Annotated in this window: 18 protein-coding genes and 1 other RNA gene; 17 read left to right on the plus strand and 2 right to left on the minus strand. The window is 47.0% G+C overall.

Annotation, left to right across the window (positions count from 1 at the left end):
- The first annotated feature begins 46 nt into the window (after positions 1–46).
- Together speE and speB are read left to right on the plus strand one after the other, a co-directional pair.
- Complete coding sequence (speE, locus tag NYE45_RS00565) at positions 47–874, plus strand: polyamine aminopropyltransferase (RefSeq protein ID WP_017691306.1); 828 nt, start codon at positions 47–49, stop codon at positions 872–874.
- 14 nt (positions 875–888) lie between these two features.
- The gene (gene speB, locus NYE45_RS00570) at positions 889–1,758 is read left to right on the plus strand and encodes an agmatinase (RefSeq protein WP_036607280.1); all 870 of its coding nucleotides are present in this window, start codon (positions 889–891) and stop codon (positions 1,756–1,758) included.
- A 422-nt stretch (positions 1,759–2,180) separates the two neighbouring features.
- On the opposite strand, the gene NYE45_RS00575 is transcribed toward speB, so the two are convergent.
- Entirely contained in the window at positions 2,181–2,312 is a 132-nt protein-coding gene (locus NYE45_RS00575; protein WP_017691304.1) for a hypothetical protein, read from the minus strand.
- A gap of 623 nt (positions 2,313–2,935) precedes the next feature.
- Here NYE45_RS00575 and NYE45_RS00580 point away from each other — a divergent pair.
- The 5 genes from NYE45_RS00580 to argS all read left to right on the plus strand — a co-directional run bounded on the left by NYE45_RS00580 (position 2,936) and on the right by argS (position 8,458).
- Positions 2,936–4,123: a hypothetical protein gene (locus NYE45_RS00580; protein WP_340015188.1), complete on the plus strand. Its 1,188-nt coding sequence runs from the start codon at positions 2,936–2,938 to the stop codon at positions 4,121–4,123.
- Positions 4,124–4,339: 216 nt separating this feature from the next.
- Positions 4,340–5,821 (plus strand): alpha-N-arabinofuranosidase, encoded by a 1,482-nt coding sequence (locus NYE45_RS00585; protein WP_340015189.1) that lies wholly within the window; start codon positions 4,340–4,342, stop codon positions 5,819–5,821.
- A gap of 3 nt (positions 5,822–5,824) precedes the next feature.
- Positions 5,825–6,091 (plus strand): DUF6171 family protein, encoded by a 267-nt coding sequence (locus NYE45_RS00590; RefSeq protein WP_340015190.1) that lies wholly within the window; start codon positions 5,825–5,827, stop codon positions 6,089–6,091.
- Between the two features lie 265 nt (positions 6,092–6,356).
- The gene (locus tag NYE45_RS00595; protein WP_340015192.1) at positions 6,357–6,782 is read left to right on the plus strand and encodes a DUF1934 domain-containing protein; all 426 of its coding nucleotides are present in this window, start codon (positions 6,357–6,359) and stop codon (positions 6,780–6,782) included.
- Positions 6,779–8,458 carry an arginine--tRNA ligase gene (gene argS, locus NYE45_RS00600; RefSeq protein WP_340015193.1) on the plus strand — a complete coding sequence of 560 codons (1,680 nt, stop codon included), beginning with the start codon at positions 6,779–6,781 and terminating at the stop codon, positions 8,456–8,458. The genes NYE45_RS00595 and argS overlap by 4 nt, the downstream gene beginning before the upstream one ends.
- A gap of 294 nt (positions 8,459–8,752) precedes the next feature.
- On the opposite strand, the gene NYE45_RS00605 is transcribed toward argS, so the two are convergent.
- On the minus strand, positions 8,753–9,907 hold the full coding sequence (locus NYE45_RS00605; RefSeq protein ID WP_062838123.1) for a S8 family peptidase: 1,155 nt from the start codon (positions 9,905–9,907) through the stop codon (positions 8,753–8,755).
- A gap of 462 nt (positions 9,908–10,369) precedes the next feature.
- On the opposite strand from NYE45_RS00605, the gene rpoE reads away from it, so the two are divergent.
- The 10 genes from rpoE (at position 10,370) to dnaX (ending at position 21,930) form a co-directional block, all read left to right on the plus strand.
- On the plus strand, positions 10,370–10,939 hold the full coding sequence (gene rpoE / locus NYE45_RS00610; RefSeq protein ID WP_062838121.1) for a DNA-directed RNA polymerase subunit delta: 570 nt from the start codon (positions 10,370–10,372) through the stop codon (positions 10,937–10,939).
- Positions 10,940–11,392: 453 nt separating this feature from the next.
- The gene (locus NYE45_RS00615; RefSeq protein ID WP_062838120.1) at positions 11,393–12,997 is read left to right on the plus strand and encodes a CTP synthase; all 1,605 of its coding nucleotides are present in this window, start codon (positions 11,393–11,395) and stop codon (positions 12,995–12,997) included.
- A 229-nt stretch (positions 12,998–13,226) separates the two neighbouring features.
- Entirely contained in the window at positions 13,227–13,613 is a 387-nt protein-coding gene (locus tag NYE45_RS00620; protein WP_076334180.1) for a response regulator, read from the plus strand.
- Positions 13,614–13,873: 260 nt separating this feature from the next.
- Complete coding sequence (fba, locus tag NYE45_RS00625) at positions 13,874–14,728, plus strand: class II fructose-1,6-bisphosphate aldolase (protein ID WP_076334179.1); 855 nt, start codon at positions 13,874–13,876, stop codon at positions 14,726–14,728.
- Positions 14,729–14,875: 147 nt separating this feature from the next.
- Positions 14,876–16,129: a UDP-N-acetylglucosamine 1-carboxyvinyltransferase gene (locus NYE45_RS00630; protein WP_062838117.1), complete on the plus strand. Its 1,254-nt coding sequence runs from the start codon at positions 14,876–14,878 to the stop codon at positions 16,127–16,129.
- A gap of 469 nt (positions 16,130–16,598) precedes the next feature.
- Positions 16,599–17,924 carry a transcription termination factor Rho gene (gene rho, locus NYE45_RS00635; RefSeq protein WP_062838116.1) on the plus strand — a complete coding sequence of 442 codons (1,326 nt, stop codon included), beginning with the start codon at positions 16,599–16,601 and terminating at the stop codon, positions 17,922–17,924.
- A 96-nt stretch (positions 17,925–18,020) separates the two neighbouring features.
- Positions 18,021–19,295: a radical SAM protein gene (locus tag NYE45_RS00640; protein ID WP_340015194.1), complete on the plus strand. Its 1,275-nt coding sequence runs from the start codon at positions 18,021–18,023 to the stop codon at positions 19,293–19,295.
- A 102-nt stretch (positions 19,296–19,397) separates the two neighbouring features.
- Entirely contained in the window at positions 19,398–19,595 is a 198-nt protein-coding gene (gene rpmE / locus NYE45_RS00645; protein WP_036607255.1) for a 50S ribosomal protein L31, read from the plus strand.
- 147 nt (positions 19,596–19,742) lie between these two features.
- Positions 19,743–20,010, plus strand: an RNA gene (ffs, locus tag NYE45_RS00650) — signal recognition particle sRNA large type.
- A gap of 174 nt (positions 20,011–20,184) precedes the next feature.
- Positions 20,185–21,930, plus strand: coding sequence for a DNA polymerase III subunit gamma/tau (dnaX, locus tag NYE45_RS00655; RefSeq protein ID WP_340015196.1), 1,746 nt, complete (start codon positions 20,185–20,187; stop codon positions 21,928–21,930).
- Positions 21,931–21,955: the final 25 nt, after the last annotated feature.

Here is a 21,955-nt window from a genome sequence, read left to right on the forward strand (position 1 = left end):
GTCGGGTATGGCTGATCATTAACTTTACGGAAAGAAGGTAGAGATTATGGAATTGTGGTTTACGGAGAAACAGACCCCGGTATTCGGGATCACCGCGAAGATTAAGCAGACCTATGTTACAGAGAAAACCGATTTTCAAGATTTGGCCATGGTAGAAACCGAGGAATTCGGTAACATGTTGCTCCTTGATGGCATGGTGATGACTACCGTAAAAGACGAATTCGTATATCACGAAATGGCAGCACACCCTGCGCTGAACACACACCCGAATCCAAAAAAAGTTCTGGTTGTCGGTGGCGGCGATGGCGGTGTCATACGTGAAGTCATTAAGCATGCTGCTGTAGAAAAAGCAGTTCTCGTCGAAATCGACGGTAAAGTCATTGAATACTCTAAAAAATATTTGCCTGAAATCGCCGGCAAGTTGGACGAGCCTAATGTTGAAGTACTCGTAAACGACGGCTACATGCATATTATTGAACATAAAAATGAATACGATGTGATTATCGTAGACTCCACGGAGCCTGTAGGCCCGGCTGCGCCATTGTTTGAGCGTGGTTTCTACCAAGGTATCTACGAAGCACTCAAAGAAGACGGAATCTTCGTTGCCCAAACGGACAACCCTTGGTTCAAGGCGGATCTGATCCAGAAGGTGAACAAAGACGTCAAAGAAATCTTCCCGATCGTACATGTGTACGGCTGTAATATTCCAACATATCCAAGTGGTTTGTGGACATTCACTATGGGAAGCAAGAAACATGACCCGCTTGAAGTGGATGAGACTCAAATCCCGGAGATGGATACGAAGTATTACTCTCCGCGTCTGCACAAAGCAGCATTTGTACTTCCTAAATTCGTGGAAGATTTAACGAAATAAAGGGGAAATCATTAATGAAACTGGATCAAGCTTATTCAGGAAACGTATTTATTTGCAGCTCTGAGGATTATGAGAACTCGAAAGCAGTTATCTATGGTATGCCGATGGATTATACCGTCAGCTTCCGTCCGGGTTCCCGTTTCGGCCCATCTCATATCCGTCAAGCATCGGTTGGACTTGAAGAGTACAGCCCGTACCTCGACAAAAGCATTGTAGACATGACGTACTTTGACGCTGGAGACTTGCTCTTGCCTTTCGGTAATGCTGGACGCAGCCTTGAAGTAATTCATGAATACATCGGTAGTTTATTGGCTGACGACAAATTCCCAGTTGGTCTCGGTGGCGAGCATTTGGTTACTTGGCCAGTCATCCAACAAATGTACAAGAAATACCCGGATCTTATTCTGATTCATATTGATGCACACGCAGACCTTCGTGAAAACTATGAAGGCGAGCCCTTGTCCCACTCCACACCAGTACGTAAAGCAGCTGAGTTAATGGGTGGCAAAAATATCTATCAGTTCGGTATCCGTTCCGGTTCCCGTGAGGAGTTCCAGTATGGTCGCGAGAACATCAACTTCTATCCATTTGAAGTGGCAGCTCCGATGAAGGAAGCTCTTCCGAAGATGGGCAACCGTCCGGTGTATGTGACCATCGACATCGATGTGCTTGATCCGTCAGCAGCACCAGGAACAGGTACAGCAGAAGCGGGCGGCATTACGTCCAAGGAACTGCTGGAAGCCATTCATATGATCGCGGGATCTGATGTAAATGTCGTTGGTTGTGACTTGGTTGAAGTTGCACCAATTTATGATCCAACACAACAGACACAGATTGTAGCTGCGAAGCTGATCCGTGAAATGCTGCTTGGATTCGTGAAGTAATTACAGAATAATCGATAAACATCATGCTCTCTGTCTGCGCGGCTTCAAACCTGTGCAGGGGAGGGCATTTTTTTATTGATAACGTTCATCTGCCTGTCCTCAACTATTCCAGCATAAGGAACCCGATGCATGATAGATCCGAAACTATTCTGCCAAGCGAAATAACGAGGTTGAATTCAAATTAAGTTAATTTAACTTCTGTCTGGAGCTATGTTATACTGACTACATCAGTATTCGGTAGTATATGAGTTGATATATTACACTCGTGAAGTATATGGTGATCGGGTTCGACCATATACTAAAAAAAGAGCCTATACCGCGCCAACGGTAAAGACTCTTAGGACCCGAAAGGCTGTGGACTGCCACGGCGCGCATGAATTAAATACCGCTATTCAAGCGAAACCCACCGTCAGGCGTCCAACCTATGAGGTGGGTTTTCGCTTGCTACGAAACTTTTTGCGCAACCAACGGTAAAGCTTTCGCCCACTCAGTACAATACTGAGGATCGCAGCAATCCATCGGATTACATCAAGCAACGCCACAAGTTTGACCATCGACGTCACCCCCTTTCGGGAAGCTGCGCCGTGGTCTGGAAAACATCCACCAATATTCAAAAGTCCATAACATGAATTATAGCACGTATGTTCCCTTGTCTCTACCATTTATTTCATGTGTTAGTATGGACTCTCCACTTACGCAGATATCGTGCCTTGGTATGACTCTATCTTAATATATGTGTATAATATGGAAATATAGGAAGGTGAATGTGAATGCGTGTGATTCGGACTCAATTGAGTATGTATCCCAGGTGGCTAACTGCAGTTTTTATAGTGTTTGTCATCAATTTTGTATTAGCAGTGACGATCTTTCTCAACTTCACGTTGATGGTGGCTGATCTGGCCATGCTTTTTGCTGCATATAGTATTCGGGAATATAAATATAACAAAATATATTTTAGTTTATGCCTTTTCTTAAGTATCAGTTTTGTTATCCTTGCTGTGGTGACGTATCCCATTTAACTTAGAGTACACAATGTTTAGTAATCAACCACCCTTGCCTACATGATACCAATCATGGGTAAAGGTGGTTTTTTTCTTGCGAAATTGTCATCGGGGTTCATCGGATTGTTACGTTAGAACCATCCCATTTGGGTAAAACCATAGAAGGAGGTGTTACGATGACAACTAAGAGAACGATGACACGCAAACGGATTGGTGCGCTGGCATTATCGTTAACGCTGGCTTGGGGGATGGGGCCGGTACATACGCTATCAGGCGCTAATGCTGCATCCTCGCAGGTATGTGGAAAGGGAGACCATGGACTATCTGCTACATTGAAAAAGGGTAGTGGTGTGGAAGAACAACACCTGCAATTTACTGATATTGATTTTCTTAATGATACGACTGGACGAGCCGGGGGCGAGGGGTTTCTAATCGGTACCTCGAATGCAGGCTGTACATGGCAATCCATATACACCGGGCAGTGGCAATTCACACAGCTTGATTTTCCGAATAATGTGAACGGATATGCGCTGGCGCGGGTGAAGGATTCACCTGCAACCTATCTGATCCGTACCAATGATGGAGGATCTCACTGGAAGCGGCTCGATACGCCGGGTATTCAATTCAAACGCATCGATTTCCGCAATAAAGATGTAGGGTATGGTTACACCTATAATGGTGCATATCAGACGAAGGATGGCGGGGTAACGTGGAACAAAATGAATACACCTGCCAACACGCGTGCAGCTGCTTTTGCGACAGAGAAGCAAGGGTATGCCGTCGTGGTTGTACCTGGATCGGGATATCATCTGAAGCAAACGAGTGATGGCGGAAAAAACTGGACAACCTCTCTTCGAGTTGTCTCAGACACCTGGAGTGGAGCGGATCTGTATGCACATGGCCAGCAAGTATGGGCCCTTCTGTATGGTGATGCAGGCATGTCCCAACAATCCTACTCGCTCTATGCGAGCGGTAATCAAGGCAAGAACTGGACTCAAGTATTTGCGCAATCCACAGCAGGGGGAGGTCCTGCACCAGGTGCAAACAGTGCGGGTAAAGGAACCGGACCTGCCAATCCCGGCGGTCATCCAGGCAACATGGCGCTGATTGGTAACCAGACGGCTTATCTGTCCGCAGGGTCACCTGCAGCTGGTAAAGTGGGGATTGGTCGCTCATATGATACAGGTTCCACGTGGAAAAACGTTGATCTAAAAGATCCGGGATATAGTTCTCGTATCTCGTTCCCATCCGCCAAAACAGGCTGGTTCGTAGTGACAAGTGATAACTCACCTGCAATTTATCAGACTACAGATGGTGGAACGACGTGGACACAAAAAATGTTGTTGCCTTCAGAGCAGGATTAAGTACCTGTTATCTGAAATAACAACCAGGCAAATCCAAATTAGAAATGAATGATAATCAATTTGGTATGTCTCTGCATGGATATCTATAACAAACAAGCCTCTTCCTATTCAATTACACAGGAAGAGGCTTGTTTGTGCAGAAATAAAAACGGTTGAAACCTACTCCAAAACGAGTTATTGTAAGCGATAACAATACAATTTATGGAGGTTGAAATCATGGTTAATGTTATTTTAAAGGCAGATTCAGATCAAGGATTAATAAATCGCAATATATATGGTCAATTTTCCGAACACTTGGGTCGTTGTATTTATGAGGGACTGTGGGTAGGAGAGGATTCACCTATTCCGAATACGGATGGGATTCGAAATGATGTGTTAACGGCCTTGCAGAAGCTTAATATTCCAGTGCTTCGCTGGCCAGGAGGTTGTTTTGCCGATGAATATCACTGGAAAGATGGTGTAGGTCCGAAGAGTGACCGTGCTCGTATGATCAATACGCACTGGGGTGGTGTGGAAGAGAACAATCACTTTGGTACGCATGAATTCATGAGATTATGTGAGTTGCTCGGCACGGAGCCATATATTAGTGGCAATCTGGGTAGCGGTACAGTGCAGGAGATGCAGGAATGGGTGGAGTACATCACGTTTGACGGCGAATCCCCGATGGCGAACTGGCGGAAAACTAACGGCCGGGAAGAACCGTGGAAACTGAAATATTTTGGCGTGGGAAATGAGAACTGGGGATGCGGCGGAAATATGCGTCCTGAATATTATGCGGATGAATATCGCCGGTATGCTACATATGTACGTAACTACTCCGGGAACGAAATTTATAAAATCGCTTGTGGTCCCAACGAAGGCAACTATGAATGGATGGAAGTGTTGATGCGTGAGGCTGCTCGCTTTATGGACGGAATCAGTCTTCACTATTACACCATCCCTACAGGAGAGTGGAATGATAAAGGCGCAGCTACAGGATTTGGAGAGGCTGAATGGTTCACGACTTTGAAAAAGACGCTCCATATGGATGAATTACTGGTGAAGCACTCCGAGATTATGGATAAATATGATCCAGAAGGCAGAGTCGGCATTATTGTGGACGAATGGGGTACGTGGTATAACGTTGAGCCGGGAACCAATCCAGGTTTCTTATATCAACAGAATACGATGCGGGACGCTGTGCTTGCAGGCGTTAACCTGAATATTTTCAACCAACATAATAAACGGGTACAGATGGCAAATCTTGCTCAGATCGTCAATGTGCTTCAATCGCTTGTGCTCACGGAAGGTGACAAAATGCTCCTGACCCCTACGTATCATGTATTTGATATGTATCAGGTTCATATGGATGCGCAGCGACTGGACTTGAATTATGAAAGCCCAGGATACACATTCGGAGAAGAGACCATTCCGCAGCTCAGCTTATCAGCTTCCCGCAACAAGGATGGGGTCATTCATGTGACGGCTTGTAATCTGAGTCACACGGATGAGTTGGAAGTCGTGTGTCAGCTGGAAGCAGCTCAAGCGGCTAAAGTATCCGGGCAGATTTTGCATCATGCTGATTTTGGTGCATTCAATACGTTTGAACAACCGAGTCAAGTTCAGCCTATGGCGTGGGATGGAATCACACTGGAGAATAACACATTGCGTTTTGTCCTTCCACCAGCATCGGTTGGGGTGCTCGCTGTAGAGGGTTAATGAATGAAAAGGCAGGAACCTTGCAAGGGCTGCAATGATCAGTATGATGTGAAGATTAGCGATGCCAAAATGGCCAGACTTGTGGAGATGGCCTCGCGCTCGCGTTCGACCGTACAGGATGAGGAATATGAGCGGCGATTATCCATCTGCTCTGCCTGTCCGGGATTGCAATATGGCACAACCTGTCGGCATTGTGGCTGTCTCGTACAGGTGCGAGCAAAGCTGAGCGAGTCGATATGTCCTTTTCCTTATGAATCCCAATGGGCCTGATCGGATGAACGAATCTTATTATAATGAAGCAAAAGGGAGTTGCACTTTACAGGTGTGGCTCTTCTTTTTTGGCTTGATGAGGAAAAAACTCTGAATTTGGATTTGAATTGAGCGAGGGAACTGGATATAGTTATACAGTAGAGTGTAGGATAGCGAGCTATCCGGGAATATGAGCGCGTATAGCGACACAACAATACGGGAAGGGCTGTTCTCACCGGCCGTGCCTGATTTTGCGTCGCCTCGAATATAATGGAGGTTAACATTCATGTCGAACATGCGACCGGTACACATCCGGCTGCACAGCCGTTATGAAGGTGAAGATGTGCTGCAGGAAATGCAGGGTGAAGCCGTGTTGAAAGGGTCCGTTCTTTATGTTCGTTATGAAGAACCGCAGGTTGGACCCGAGGGAGGCACAACCCGCACCACATTGAAGCTGGGCGGACAATCCATCAAGATTATACGTCATGGTGAGGTTGAATCGGAGCAGACTTTTGAATTGAATCGGAAGCTTCCTGGTTTCTACCGATCGCCATACATGTCGTTTGCCCTGTCCACGCATACACAGCAGCTGGAACTTTCCATTCAGGGATTGAGCGCACGCGCAGCGTGGAGCTACGACTTTTACCGCTTTGATGAAGAATCCGGACATTTCGCGATTAGTTTGCATATACAGGAGGAACCAATTTCATGACACGTAATCCACTAGATACGATTAACGAACGGGTAAGCACGGCCATCGGTAACGCCATTGTGGCTGCCGGAATTGTCACGCAGGACGAATTGCCAGCCATCACATTGGAAGTGCCGCGTGAGAAGACACACGGAGACTTGGCAACCAATGCTGCCATGCAGCTGACCAAGATTGCCAAGCGCAATCCGCGTCAGATTGCTGAAGAGATCATTGCCAATCTGAATCTGGCTGAAGCAGGAATTGAGAAGGCAGAGATTGCTGGTCCAGGATTCATTAACTTCAAATTGGACAAGAGTTACCTTTACCCAGTACTTGCGCTTGTGCAAGACCAGGGTAAAGATTACGGAAGAATTAGCATCGGAGAAGGACGCAAAGTCGAGATGGAGTTCGTCAGTGCCAACCCGACAGGCAGTTTGCATCTGGGTCATGCCCGTGGAGCAGCTGTAGGGGATGCACTATGTAACATCCTTGACTACGCAGGATATGATGTAACCCGTGAATACTACATTAATGATGCAGGTAATCAGGTGTTTAATCTGGCTCGTTCTATTGAAGCTCGTTATCTGCAAGAGCTGGGTCAGGATGCTGAGATGCCTGAAGACGGTTATCACGGCGAAGATATTAAAGGATTCGCCAAGCAGCTTGTTGCTGAAAAGGGTGAAGAATTGCTGTCCATGCACCCCGGTGACCGCGCGGCTTATTTCCGTGACTTTGGTCTGGAGAAGGAACTGGACAAGATCAAACGTGACTTGAATCGTTTCCGTGTTAACTTTGACATCTGGTTCAGCGAGACTTCCCTGTATGACAACGGAGAAGTGCTGCGAGTATTGGATGAATTGCGTGACCGCAATGAGATCTATGAGCAAGACGGGGCAACTTGGCTGAAAACGATGCAGTATGGTGACGACAAAGAACGTGTATTGATCAAGAACGATGGCACGTATACTTACCTGACGCCGGATATTGCTTATCACCGTGACAAGTATGCGCGTGGATACGACACGATGATTAACATCTGGGGTGCGGATCACCATGGATATATTCCACGGATGAAAGCCGCGATGCAAGCACTGGGCAATGACCCTGAGAAACTGGTGGTCTTGATTGCACAGATGGTGAGCTTGTTCCAGAACGGTGAAAAAGTGAAGATGTCCAAACGTACAGGTAAGGCTGTAACGATGGAAGATCTGATGGATGAAGTCGGCATTGATGCCATCCGTTACTTCTTCACAATGCGTAGCATGGACTCCCATTTGGACTTTGACATGGACCTTGCGATTTCGACATCCAATGAAAATCCGGTATTCTACGTACAATATGCGCATGCACGTGTATGCAGCGTATATCGTCAGGCTGAAGAACAGGGTATTGAGCTGTTGCCACTGGCACAGATTGACCTGTCCAAGCTGACAACAGAGCATGAGTATGACCTTCTCCGCAAAATGGGAGAGCTGCCTGAGGAGATCTCGGCAGCGGCAACAGGATATGCACCTCATCGTATCATCCGTTATGTATACGAGCTGGCATCCCTGTTCCACAGCTACTACCGTGCAGAACGCGTCATTACGGAAGACGCGCAACAAACTCAGGCGCGTCTGGCGCTGATCGGTGCTGTGCGCACCGTTATCGCAACAGCGCTTCGTCTGGTAGGCGTAACCGCACCAGACAAAATGTAAATCCAGGCCCGCGGCACATCGCCGCTCTGCCTATAGCAAAAAGTCTCCATGCCCACGTTGTGTCATCAACGTGGTATATGGAGACTTTTTTTGTGGTGTACCCGGGGCTGTAGAAACTGGCCTATCCCCTGATACACCACAAGGTCTGCTCAGCCCTGCACTGTCATTGCAGCGGGCGCCAGCTAGAGGCTATGCAGCAATAGCAATGCCTCTTCGCGCGTACTGTGCCGGGAGAGCTACTGCGTTTCGCCACCAAGCTTCAATCGAGTCCTGCTGATGGGAGGCAGAGTCGGATCACTCTCCGCCCTCCTGCATTAGCCGCAGGGCGTCAATCTCGCCACCGCGTACCTTGCTTTTCGCGGTGGTGGTCTTACGAGCGCGCAGCGGGATCGTAGCACGCTTGACGAGCGTTTTGATTTCACTAGGGGATAGACCAGGATGTTTTGCGAGCAGCAAGGCGATAGCGCCACTCACATGGGATGTCGCCATCGATGTACCACTCATCTCGTGATGCTTCCCTTGTACCCAGGAGGAGACGATCTTATCACCGGGTGCATAGACATCGACGTATGCGCCGCGATTGCTGAAGGACGCAATACGTCTGTTTTTGTCGGTTGCCCCAACGGATATGGTCTGCGGATACCGTGCTGGATAATCAATACTGCGGCGTTTGCCGTCATTTCCTGACGAGGCAACAATGACGATTCCAGCATGGTATGCACGATTGACCACGTCAAGAAGCGCCTTGCTACGTGTTTTCATGCCAAAACTCATATTGATGATATCGACCTTGTTGCGTACACACCAATCGATGCCAAGTACAATGTCGGATACATAAGCCGATCCGTTGTGGTCAAATGCTTTCACCGGATAGATCAGGGAGCGTGGAGCTACACCAATCATGCCTGCGGTGCTGTTGGCTGCAGCGATGGTCCCTGCAATGTGGGTTCCGTGTCCATTATCATCATGGGGAAGCAGGCTGCGGTTTAACAGATTGATTCCGCGTGCCAGAGAATAACGAAGATCGGGGTGGTGGTAATCAGCACCCGTATCAATTACGCCGATTTTAATTCGGTGTCCCGTAGACACAGACCATACTTTGGGTGCCCGAATTTGTTTCACTCCCCACGGTATGCCTTGGGCATTGCTTGGTTTGCTGTGGAGCGCGGTGGCGTGAAGGGAGATGGGCACGTCTGCTTCAATCGTAATTTCATCCCCATAGCGGTACAGATCCTCCGGGCGTTGCACTGGAGCGATAATGGAACGAGCGAGTCGGGAGGAGCGAACAGCCCCAAGGTCCGTGAATTCGTTCCGCATTCGGGACAATTCCAGGAGACAGGCTTCATACTGCTGTGGTTTGGCAAATCGGATCAAATATCGCCCTCCCTGTTCTGGTTCAGGGCGTCGCATTCCGTCAATCAATTGATGCAATAAACCAGTATAGTCCATAATGGGCAGCCCCCTTCGGGATGAACATGCTGAGGTATTCTATGAATGCGCTCATCCCGCCGCATGGGGAACTTGCCCTTTTTTTACAAAAACACATTCTCTTCGTGTCAAAACGGGCGCAGGGACATATGATGGATGGAGAGCTAGAGGGCTCTTGCGGGGAACCTGGTGAGGAGCAATCCTTCAAGGGTATACAGTCAGAAGGCGGAGGGGACTCCGTCTTTTTTATTTTGGCGTTGTCTTTTTTGTGAATGAGGATGTTTGTAGGAGTTTGATGTCAACTTACGATCAATATATGGACAGATTGGACCTGCTCTCTGCATTTGCGTCACATCCATACATAAAAACTTGCTTTTTACCGCTAAATAGGTTTTACTTAGGTTTGTTAATGGATATGTTATACGTAACAGTCCAGTTCGTAGGGGTTAAAAAGTGAATTTTGTGTGAGAGGAAGTGTCTGCAGTGAGTACCTCGCTCAATTTGAAAATTGATAAAGAAAAGGTAAAAGAGATCCCTTTGGTGGACCTTGCCTTTATGGTGCTGAAAGCGGCTAATACGCCGTATTACTATCGTGACTTGATGAATGAGGTAGCGAAGCAGCGCGGAATGACTGATGAAGAAATCAACGAGTTTATCGCCCAGCTATATACCGAGATTAATATCGATGGTCGTTTTGCTTGCGTCGGTACGAGTCTGTGGGGCTTGAAGCGCTGGTATCCGGTAGCTGGAACAGAAGATTCCATGACGGGTGCGAAGCGTCCGCGTATCATCAACGATGAAGATGATGATCTGGAAGATGAAGACTTCGGTGAAGAAGAAGACAGCTATAACAGCGACGAAGACTTCGACAGCACGGATAAAGACGAAGATGAAGACGAAGAAGATGAAGACGAAGACGACATCTTTGATGAAGAAGACAGCGAAGAAGAAGTGCTGGTCGAAGATGACGATCTGGAAGATGAAGACCTCGAAGAAGACGAAGAAGAGTCCGAAAACGAGGATGAATTTGACGACGATTCTGATAATCGGTAGTCATTTTTGACGTCTATAATTTACCCGTTTCCCCGGAATAGTCAGCCTTGACAGCGGACGGGGTAACGGGTAAACTATTGCATGGGCTTATGAATGAGCGATAATATATTTATGTTTTTTATAGAAGGTGCCCCGTCCTGCGGGAGTACTTTTTTTTGTATTTTTAGAGGCATAATTTTGCAAAATGTTTTCATTTCCGCATGCTCCCGGCCAACATTTCGTGGCCCGTTTTTGTATATCAAAAACACCAAATGGAATGAAGGCTACCGGAATGTTTGCACCATTTTTTGCTGTAGAACAACGTTTATTTAAACCGTCTTCGCAGAAAGAGCAGTTCGCAGATGCAGGGAATTTCTGCCATTGCTCTTTTTAACGATGATTACCTGGGAAACAGGTTACGATAACACCATATATCGCCTGAATTTCTGTACTTATATTAGGAGGGTAATAACAGTGACAAAGTATATTTTCGTGACGGGCGGAGTTGTGTCCTCCCTGGGCAAAGGGATTACGGCTGCTTCGCTGGGCAGATTGCTGAAAAACAGAGGGCTTAAGGTAACGATTCAAAAATTTGATCCATACATCAACATCGACCCAGGGACAATGAGTCCTTATCAGCACGGCGAGGTTTTTGTTACGGATGATGGCGCGGAAACGGATCTAGACCTTGGCCACTATGAACGTTTTATTGATATCAATCTCTCCAAAAACAGCAACGTCACGACTGGTAAAGTATACTCTTCCGTCATCAGCAAAGAGCGACGCGGGGAATATCTGGGCGGAACGGTACAAGTTATTCCACACATTACGAACGAAATCAAAGAGCGTGTATTCCGCGCTGGACGTGAAGCGGGTTCGGATGTTGTTATTACGGAAATTGGCGGAACAGTGGGCGACATCGAGAGCTTGCCTTTCCTGGAAGCTATTCGTCAAATCAAGAGTGATGTAGGTCGCGACAATGTAATGTACATCCACGTAACCCTTATTCCTTATATCAAAGCAGCTGGTGAAGTGAAAACAAAACCAACGCAGCATAGTGTTAAGGAATTGCGCAGCATCGGTATTCAACCGAATGTGATTGTATGCCGTACGGAGTATGAATTGTCTGACGACATGAAAGCCAAAATCGCTCTCTTCTGCGATATTGATGAGAATGCCGTGGTTGAATGTCGTGATGCAGACACGTTGTATCAAGTACCTCTGAACCTGCGTGAAGAAGGCTTGGATGAGATCGTGGTAAACCACCTGAAGCTGACTACTCCTGCACCGGATATGAGCGAGTGGGAAGGTTTGGTTGACCGGATCAACAAGTTGGAGCATACGGTTGAGATCGCTATTGTTGGTAAATATGTAGCGCTGCACGATGCATATCTGAGTGTTGTTGAGTCCTTGTCTCATGCAGGATTTGCATCCAATGCCGATGTGAAAATTCGCTGGGTTCCTTCTGAGGATATTACAGATGAGAATGTAGGCGACCTGTTACATGGTATTGGCGGTATCCTTGTTCCTGGTGGATTCGGAGATCGTGGTATTGAAGGTAAAGTATCGGCAATTCGTTATGCTCGTGAGAAACAAATTCCGTTCTTCGGTATTTGCCTGGGTATGCAGGTTTCCGTTATTGAGTATGCACGTTCCATCGTTGGTTTGAATGGTGCGAACAGCTCCGAGATTAATCCTGCAACGGAATTCCCTGTGATCGATCTGTTACCTGAGCAAAAAGATATCGAGAATCTGGGTGGCACGATGCGTCTGGGTCTGTATCCTTGTAAGCTTCAGGAAGGTTCTTTGGCGATGGCATGTTATGATGACGAGCTGGTGTATGAGAGACACCGTCACCGGTATGAGTTCAACAATGAATACCGTGAAACGATCGAAAAAGCAGGACTGGTTATCTCGGGTACATCCCCGGATGGACGTCTGGTTGAGATCGTGGAACTTCCAGGACACCCTTGGTTCCTGGCGGTACAATTCCATCCGGAATTCACTTCACGTCCGAACCGTCCGCAACCATTGTTCCGTGAATTTGTAAAAGCTTCTCTGGAGAATGCGCAGAAGTAATACATGGTTTTAGTGTTAATGTAATAGATATCGGGGATGTTCCTGGCAACCATTTAGCGGAGCCGGAACATCCTTTTTTTTACGTAAAAAGCAGGTCGAAATGCTTTTTGTCATTTTGTGAAGGTAGCAGGATTTTAATGGAAGAGGTAGAATACTTATCATGACGACTATGGGATAGTTATCCAGATTCGAAGATGTACATGCTTTCCTAATTCTAGGAGGTTACAGAGTGGAAGATAAAAAAGTTTTGATTGTTGATGACCAGAATGGTATTCGAATCCTGTTAATGGAAGTGTTCAGCAGTGAAGGATATAACACGTTTCAAGCACCCAACGGCAAGGTTGCCCTGGAGATTGTGAATAATGACAAGCCTGACCTGGTATTGCTCGATATGAAGATTCCTGGGATGGACGGTCTGGAAATCCTGAAGCATATCAAAGAAATTGATCCGGATATCAAGGTCATCATGATGACCGCTTATGGTGAATTGGACATGATTAAGGAAGCCACGGATCTTGGAGCACTCATGCATTTTACAAAACCGTTTGATATCGATGAGATGCGAGTGGCTGTAAATATGCAACTTCGTAATGGGGCCGCCAATAAATGCAGTTGAATCCTGTAGATACAGGATTTTTTTGCGTGTGAAGAACATAGATGGTACTTGGTGGAACAATGGGGTATTTCACTCCTTCATCCGGGGAATATTGGAAATGGGGAAGTCATAAAGCGGTGTCTATGAAAACTGTGCTGCAAAGCACAGCATTTTTGCAAATGCTTGTTTAGTATTTGACATGGGATGTGGTATAATAAGCCCGTATGTGATTTCGGCTAAAAACCATAGACACAACCCAAACCCCTAGGAGGATTGAAACCATGCCATTAGTATCTATGACAGACATGTTGAACAAAGCACTCGAAGGAAAATATGCAGTTGGTCAATACAACATCAATAACCTTGAGTGGACTCAAGCGATTCTTGGTGCTGCTGAAGAAGAGAAATCCCCAGTAATCCTGGGTGTATCCGAAGGCGCAGCACGTCACATTGGTGGCTTCTACACTGTAGTTAAAATGGTAGAAGGACTTATCCACGACATGAAAATCACTGTTCCAGTTGCAATTCACCTGGACCATGGTTCAAGCTTCGACAAGTGTAAAGAAGCGATCGATGCTGGATTCACATCCGTAATGATCGACGGTTCCCACCACTCCATCGATGAGAACATCGAAATGACTAAAAAAGTTGTTGAATATGCACACGCTAAAGGCGTTTCTGTAGAAGCTGAAGTAGGTACTGTAGGCGGACAAGAAGACGACGTTATCGGCGGCATCATGTACGCTGACCTGAACGAGTGTATCCGTATCGTTAAAGAAACAGGTATCGACACATTGGCACCAGCTCTTGGTTCCGTACACGGTCCTTACCATGGCGAGCCTAACCTGGGCTTCAAAGAAATGGAAGAAGTTCGTGACGCGGTACAAGTTCCACTCGTATTGCACGGTGGTACAGGTATTCCTAAACACGACATCGACAAAGCCATTTCCCTGGGTACATCCAAAATCAACGTAAACACAGAGAACCAAATCGCTTTCTCAAAAGTGGTTCGTGAAGTGCTTGCAGCTAAACCAGATGCTTACGATCCACGTACATTCATCGTACCAGGCCGTGATGCAATCAAAGAAACAGTTAAAGGTAAAATCCGCGAGTTTGGTTCCAACAACAAAGCGTAATTTATCTTTACCAGTTCCATACTGTGAAATGGAAGAACACCGCCTAGCCGGTGTCTTTCCATTTTCACACCTTATTTCTACATCGGAAGCCAACAGCACGTATTGCCGTTCATCGGCTGCAAAACACGTAGGGGGACATTAAGCTTTATGGAAAAATTGATGATTAGTGGCGGACGTCCGTTACAGGGAACTGTAACTATAAGCGGCGCCAAGAACAGCGCCATTGCGCTTATTCCTGCAGCATTGCTTGCCGAGTCAGAAGTCGTGTTGGACAACCTGCCGCTTTTGAGTGACGTGGCGGTTTATGCAGAAATTTTGGAGGAACTCGGAGCACGTGTTACTTGGGAAGGCAGTCAGATGAAGATTGATCCTTCTGACATTAAATCCATCCCTATGCCGAATGGTCCCGTGAAGAAGCTTCGCGCTTCGTATTATATGATGGGTGCATTGCTAGGGCGTTTTAAAGAAGCGACCATAGGTTTACCAGGAGGCTGTAATTTTGAGCCTCGTCCAATTGATCAACATATCAAAGGGTTTGAAGCGCTTGGCGCAACTGTAACAAACGAACACGGCTCCATTCATCTGCATGCCAAAGAGCTGCGCGGAGCAAAGATTTATCTTGATGTAAGCAGTGTCGGTGCAACCATTAACATTATGCTGGCGGCTACTCGTGCCAAAGGCTCTACAATTATCGAAAACGCGGCTAAAGAGCCTGAGATTATAGATGTAGCAACACTTCTGAATTCCATGGGTGCCAGCATCAAGGGTGCAGGTACCGAAACGATCCGTATTGAAGGAGTATCGGAGCTTAAAGGCTGCCGTCATTCTATCATTCCGGACCGTATCCAAGCAGGTACGTATATGATTGCTGCAGCGGCAACGCGCGGAGATGTTCTGATTGACAATGTGATCCCCAAACATCTGGAGGCTTTAACGGCAAAGCTGCTGGAGATGGGTGTTGGCATTGAGGAATTGGATGAAAGTATACGTGTCATTGGTAAACCAAATTATAACCATGTTGACGTGAAGGCACTTGTATATCCTGGTTTCCCAACAGATCTACAGTCACCGATGACCAGTGTTTTGACACAGGCAACTGGCGTGAGTGTCCTGAGCGACTTTGTATATAGTAATCGATTCAAGCATGTGCCTGAGCTGGTGCGGATGGGCGCAAAGATTCGGGTAGAAGGACGGTCAGCGATTATTGAAGGCAGTGCATTGAATGCGGCCAAAGTAAAAGCGTCCGATCTTCGCGCTGGAGCAGCGCTGGTAATTGCAGGTCTCACCGTCAGTGAAGGTGTGACTGAAGTAACGGGGGTCGAATATATCGACCGTGGTTACGATCACCTGGTGACCAATCTGCGCCTGCTTGGTGCAGATGTATGGCGGGAAACCGATTAATATGGCAGTATCATGCATGATTCAGTCATACACATGTTTATTTTAACTGAACTGCATATCCTTTCAGTAATTGGGTAAACCTGTTTTAATAGAGTTCTCAGTCTCTCCGGCATAAGACGAAATGTTTCTGTTTCCTTTACCGGAGGGTCTTTTTTTGAGTCAAACTTCATATGGCTGTAAGAACATCATTTCTCTTCCCCAACCCCCGGTTTTGTTTGAACCTGCGCTCCATAGCCGGTCTATCCGGATTGATCGCCTCAATGCATCGTGTTCACTCATTAGCGGATCTTGCCGAATATTGGCCATCCCACCCGGAAACTTACACTCAAAGACAAGTATTTGCATTATAACGGTTACATTCCGTACAATGGACAGAAGAGATTGTGGCAGATGCTGCGCTCTATAGCCGGAACATCTAGCGAAACTATCCATTTCACACGGACTTATTAATTGAATAGGTGGTTATTATATGGATCTACAAATTTCCGATTTGGAAGAAATGAAACTAACGGACCTCTACAAGCTGGCCAAAAAATATCAGATACCTTACTATGGTACGTTAAAAAAGAAAGAATTAATCTTTGCTATATTACGCGCACAAGCTGAACAGAGCGGTCTGATGTTCATGCAAGGCGTACTCGAGATTTTACCTGAAGGTTACGGATTCTTAAGACCCATTAACTACTTGCCAAGTACGGAAGACATCTACATCTCAGCTTCTCAGATTCGCAAGTTTGACCTAAGAACAGGTGACCTTGTATCAGGTAAGTGTAGAACGCCTAAGGAAAACGAGAGATACTTCGGATTGTTGCAAGTCAACGCTGTAAATGGTGAGAATCCATCGGCGGCTGCAGAGCGACTTCACTTCCCGGCACTAACCCCACTGTATCCGCAGAAAAAACTGGTTCTCGAAACATCCCCCAACCATTTGTCCACACGCATTATGGATGTGCTCGCCCCGGTAGGATTGGGACAGCGCGGATTGATCGTAGCACCTCCCAAAGCGGGTAAAACGCTTCTCCTCAAAGAAATTGCCAACAGCATCTCAACTAACAATCCTGAAATTGAACTGTTTGTCCTGTTGATTGATGAACGTCCAGAGGAAGTAACGGATATGTCGCGTTCGGTAAAAGGGGAAGTTGTGGCTTCTACATTTGATGAATTGCCTGAGAATCATATCAAGGTGGCAGAGTTGGTGCTTGAGCGTGCGCTTCGTCTGGTTGAGGCGAAAAAGGATGTCGTTATCCTGCTGGATAGCATTACGCGTCTTGCGCGTGCATATAACCTGGTTATTCCACCATCTGGTCGTACACTTAGTGGTGGTATTGACCCAGCTGCGTTCCATCGCCCGAAACGTTTCTTCGGCTCTGCCCGGAATGTGGAAGAAGGCGGAAGCCTGACCATCCTGGCAACGGCATTAATTGATACCGGTTCGCGTATGGATGACGTCATTTATGAAGAGTTTAAGGGTACGGGTAATATGGAGCTTCATCTGGACCGTCGTCTGGCTGAGCGTCGTATATTCCCGGCGATCGACATTCGTCGTTCTGGTACGCGTCGTGAAGAAGTATTGCTCAGCAAGGAAGAGCTGGATACGATCTGGACGATCCGTAAGAACATGAATGATTCCCATGACTTTGTCGAAGGTTTCCTCAAGAAACTTCGTAACAGCAAAACGAATGCTGAGTTTTTGGCGGCATTTGATTCAGCTGGTAATGGTCCAACAAGTAATTCGGGGACAACAACAACCCGTCGCTCACCAAGACAGACAGCTACGTCAGGTACATCGACATAAGTGTCGTTCGACCAATAACATGCTTTTACAGCGTTGCTGTGAATTTTACAATACACTCGTCGTTAGGTTTAACCCATTAGATGTGAGGAGAACATCATGTATTTAGTATACGCAGATGAAAAAGGTAATGTATTTGATCACCCTTCCCTGTACGGGCTTGCCCGCAGTGGAGATATGATCGTTGAGATTATGGAGGATGAGTTGATTCCTCTGCCAGAAGGTGCAACGTTGGTTGGACTCCCAAGTACCCGGCCCATTGGTATGGACCCGGACACAGGTGAGATGCTGCCGATGCCAACAGACACACAGGCTGTAGGTGCGTTGCTTCCACAGGGCTTCACTCGTTTGTGTCTCCCTGGTTATGTGAAGACGGATAAGGAATATAAGTTACCGTTGTTCGGTTATTCAGCAGTAGTTTGGAAAGACGGCGGTTTCTATGTCACGGCTTCGAAGTCGGATAGTCCCGACAAATGGAATCCGCTGAACTGTGATCGAGATGATGTGCGTTCCGGAGTTAAACGGTTGACGGAGCAATATCCCGAGAACCGCCTTTATACCCACCTGTCCAATTGTGCATTGGGATATGAATGTCTAACTTCGTCGAACACGTTCCTGAATCGTTGGGAAGGCGGAGTACCGGTATCCTATTCCTGTAATGCGGGCTGTTTCGGATGTATCTCCGAGCAGCCGGATGACAGTGGCTTTGTTTCACCACAGACGCGTATGAACTTCCGTCCGCGTGTGGATGAGATTGTCCAGGTCATGATGGAACACCTGAAAACACCGGAATCCATCATTAGCTTTGGACAAGGTTGTGAAGGGGAGCCCTCCACGCAGGCCAAGCTGATTATTGAAGCGATTCGTGAAGTGCGTTCTGTAACGGATATGGGGTATATCAACATTAATACCAATGCCGGTCTGAATGATCACATTAGAGGCATTGTAGACGCTGGATTGGATCTAATGCGCGTAAGTACAATTAGTGCACTGGATGATCACTATAACGCCTACTATAAGCCACGTGGTTATACCTTGGCTAATGTCGAGAAGTCGATGAAATACGCGGCACAGCAAGGTGTATACACATCCATTAACTATTTGATTTTCCCGGGCGTAACAGATCGTGAAGAAGAGATTGAGGCGATGATTGAGTTTGCACGAAGAACGGATCTGCGTCTGATTCAGATGCGTAATCTCAATATTGATCCGGAGAGCTACTTGGGATTAATTCCTCCAGCTCAAGGTGATATCCTGGGCATGAAGCAGATGATTGAGATCTTTGAAGACGAGCTGCCTGATGTGGTGATTGGTTCGTATACCCACGTTCCACCAGCTGGAATGGCACGCCCTAAACGGTTGATTACCTCTTAACAATAATGGATTGCAACAGGCAATAGGCCGTGTTATAATCTCAGAGTTGTGCCATTTACTCTGGGTCCGCTTGAGGCTCAGGGCGGAAAGAGGTGAAAGGTAATGAAAGAAGCAATTCATCCTAATTACACGATTGGTCAAGTATCTTGCGCTTGCGGGAATACTTTTGAGACAGGTTCGGTTAAAGACGGACTTCGTGTAGAGATTTGCTCCGCGTGCCACCCGTTCTTCACAGGTAAACAGAAGTTTATCGATGCTGGCGGCCGTGTTGATCGTTTCAAGAAGAAATACGGAATCTAATAGGACAATTCTCGGAGTTGTCTGCTAATTGCATCCAACCCACCCCTGCTGAACTGGCAGGGGTTTTTATATGTTTTATGTGTGCCTAGTTGTCTCCGCGTTCCTTCTGGTTGCAATTTGGATAACCTTACGTTATACTATTTCTTACCGTGCTAGATGGGGAGGTAGCGGTGCCCTGTAACTCGCAATCCGCTATAGCGAGGTTGAATTCCTGCTAGAGGTTTTGTCGATGTGAGGTTTGGTCCCTAAACGTGGTGTTGACGGTTGGGTCCTCCGCAATGAGTACTCATGAACCTGGTCAGGTCCGGAAGGAAGCAGCCATAAGTGAGATCACTCTTGTGCCGGAGGGTTGCCTAGCCCGAGCTATTGTTCAGGGGTGCCACTTGGATCGCAAATATCGATAGCAGGTGCACGGCTTACCATTTAAATGTAGAGACCTTTGCAGTTGTATGTATGCAGGGGTCTTTTTGATATGTCTTAAAAAACCACGCATGAATGAGTCAGATAAAGTTTGGATTCACCCCGGATTATAGTATAATAGGGGAACGACAAAGGACTCGAATGCGAAGTGGAAGGAAGGTAACGCATCATGGAGCATATCGCGTTATACCGGGCTTGGCGTCCCCAGTCGTTTCAAGATATGGTGGGACAACAGCATATTATTCAGACCTTGCAGAACGCGATTCGTGAACAGCGGACTTCCCATGCCTACTTATTTAGCGGGCCCAGAGGAACGGGGAAGACAAGTGCCGCCAAGATTTTGGCCAAAGCTGTGAACTGCGAACGCGGGCCTGCGCCTGAACCTTGTAACGAGTGTGAAGCTTGCCGCAGGATTACGACTGGCGCTGTGATGGATGTGCAGGAGATTGATGCTGCATCCAATCGAGGCGTTGAGGAAATCCGTGATCTTCGGGAAAAGGTTAAATATGCGCCAACCGAAGTCCGGCAGAAAGTCTATATTATTGATGAAGTGCACATGCTGACGACGGAGGCATTCAATGCTTTGCTCAAAACATTGGAGGAGCCACCACCACATGTGATGTTTATTTTGGCAACAACGGAACCACATCGCCTTCCGGCTACCATTATATCGCGTTGTCAGCGATTTGATTTTCGCCGGGTTTCTCTGGAAGAGCAGACAGCAAGGCTTACACTGATCTGTGAACAGGAAGGCATGGAAGCTGACCAGGATGCACTCCAATACATTGCCCGTTTATCGGACGGTGGAATGAGGGATGCACTTAGTGTGCTGGATCAGATTTCTTCATTTACGGATGGACGAGTAACGTACCAGCAGGTTATGGATATGACTGGTGGAATTGCTTCAGAGCAATTTGCCAAACTGGCTGCTTCGCTGCTCAAGGGTGATGTTGGTCACATTTTGCAGATGATTGAAGGCTTCATGCATGAAGGAAAGAGTGCAGACAAGTGCATGGAGAATTTACTGTATTATTTCCGTGATTTGCTTATGATTAAGATGGTGCCTGATGCAGATAAACTGACGGATCGGGTACTCAATCCGGAATCTTTCCGTGATATGGCGGAGTCCTTCACCAAGGAACAGCTGTTCCATATGATCGACACCCTTAATCGGTATCAGAGTGAGATGAAGTACGCGGTACAGCCACAGACATTATTTGAAGTCGCATTGCTTAAACTGTGTAGTATTCCAGCACAAGGAGAGGCGTCTGTTCAAGTTGGAGTTTCGTCTCATGCGGCACCTGCTGATGGGGGAGAGATCAACCGCTTGAAGCAGCAGCTTGCTGAACTGGAGAAGAAATTGGATCGCGCACTTAAGAGTGGGTTGTCTGGTGGAGAGGCTGCATCGAGTGCTCCATCGCGTCCGGCAACAAGAGCCCCTGTATCGAGAGGGAACTCGCCCGCGAAGCTTCCTGCACAGTTGGATCAATATGTTGCGCGCAAGGGAGCCCCTGAGTTCGCAGAGATCAGCAAAAAATGGAGTCAGATCCTTCAGCGAGTGAAGGAAGAGCGGGTTACCGTTCATGCCTGGTTTGTGGATGGTGAGCCGGTATCATTGCTTGAAGACAACGTTCTGGTTGCTTTTAAAAACAATATCCACCGTGAAACGACGGAGAAGCAGGCTAACCGCGAAGTTATTGAGCGTGTGTTGTCCGAACAACTTGGGCGTCCGGCACGTTTGGTGACGATGATGCTCAAAGATTGGACCGGGGTAATGGAAGGAGCTTCTGAAGCGCCAAAGGAGGACTTTAAGCTTGAACCTGAGCATGAAGACGGCGGTTCAGGCAACAAACAGCCTTGGATTGATGAAGCCATCCAGCTCTTTGGTGAGGACCTTGTAGTGATTAAAGAATAATGCGCATAGCGCGATAACCATAACA

It is taken from the genome of Paenibacillus sp. FSL K6-1318, from assembly GCF_037976905.1.
In the GTDB taxonomy this organism is placed as follows: Bacteria; Bacillota; Bacilli; order Paenibacillales; family Paenibacillaceae; genus Paenibacillus; species Paenibacillus amylolyticus_A.

Excerpts from the sequence above, each read along its gene's own strand:
- dnaX (WP_340015196.1), top strand. The coding sequence starts at position 20,185 with ATGGAGCATATCGCGTTATACCGGGCTTGGCGTCCCCAGTCGTTTCAA.
- NYE45_RS00605 (WP_062838123.1), bottom strand. The coding sequence starts at position 9,907 with ATGGACTATACTGGTTTATTGCATCAATTGATTGACGGAATGCGACGC.
- NYE45_RS00575 (WP_017691304.1), bottom strand. The coding sequence starts at position 2,312 with ATGGTCAAACTTGTGGCGTTGCTTGATGTAATCCGATGGATTGCTGCG.
- speE (WP_017691306.1), top strand. The coding sequence starts at position 47 with ATGGAATTGTGGTTTACGGAGAAACAGACCCCGGTATTCGGGATCACC.
- rpmE (WP_036607255.1), top strand. The coding sequence starts at position 19,398 with ATGAAAGAAGCAATTCATCCTAATTACACGATTGGTCAAGTATCTTGC.
- NYE45_RS00590 (WP_340015190.1), top strand. The coding sequence starts at position 5,825 with ATGAAAAGGCAGGAACCTTGCAAGGGCTGCAATGATCAGTATGATGTG.
- NYE45_RS00595 (WP_340015192.1), top strand. The coding sequence starts at position 6,357 with ATGTCGAACATGCGACCGGTACACATCCGGCTGCACAGCCGTTATGAA.
- NYE45_RS00585 (WP_340015189.1), top strand. The coding sequence starts at position 4,340 with ATGGTTAATGTTATTTTAAAGGCAGATTCAGATCAAGGATTAATAAAT.
- speB (WP_036607280.1), top strand. The coding sequence starts at position 889 with ATGAAACTGGATCAAGCTTATTCAGGAAACGTATTTATTTGCAGCTCT.
- NYE45_RS00580 (WP_340015188.1), top strand. The coding sequence starts at position 2,936 with ATGACAACTAAGAGAACGATGACACGCAAACGGATTGGTGCGCTGGCA.
- NYE45_RS00630 (WP_062838117.1), top strand. The coding sequence starts at position 14,876 with ATGGAAAAATTGATGATTAGTGGCGGACGTCCGTTACAGGGAACTGTA.
- fba (WP_076334179.1), top strand. The coding sequence starts at position 13,874 with ATGCCATTAGTATCTATGACAGACATGTTGAACAAAGCACTCGAAGGA.
- NYE45_RS00640 (WP_340015194.1), top strand. The coding sequence starts at position 18,021 with ATGTATTTAGTATACGCAGATGAAAAAGGTAATGTATTTGATCACCCT.
- rho (WP_062838116.1), top strand. The coding sequence starts at position 16,599 with ATGGATCTACAAATTTCCGATTTGGAAGAAATGAAACTAACGGACCTC.
- argS (WP_340015193.1), top strand. The coding sequence starts at position 6,779 with ATGACACGTAATCCACTAGATACGATTAACGAACGGGTAAGCACGGCC.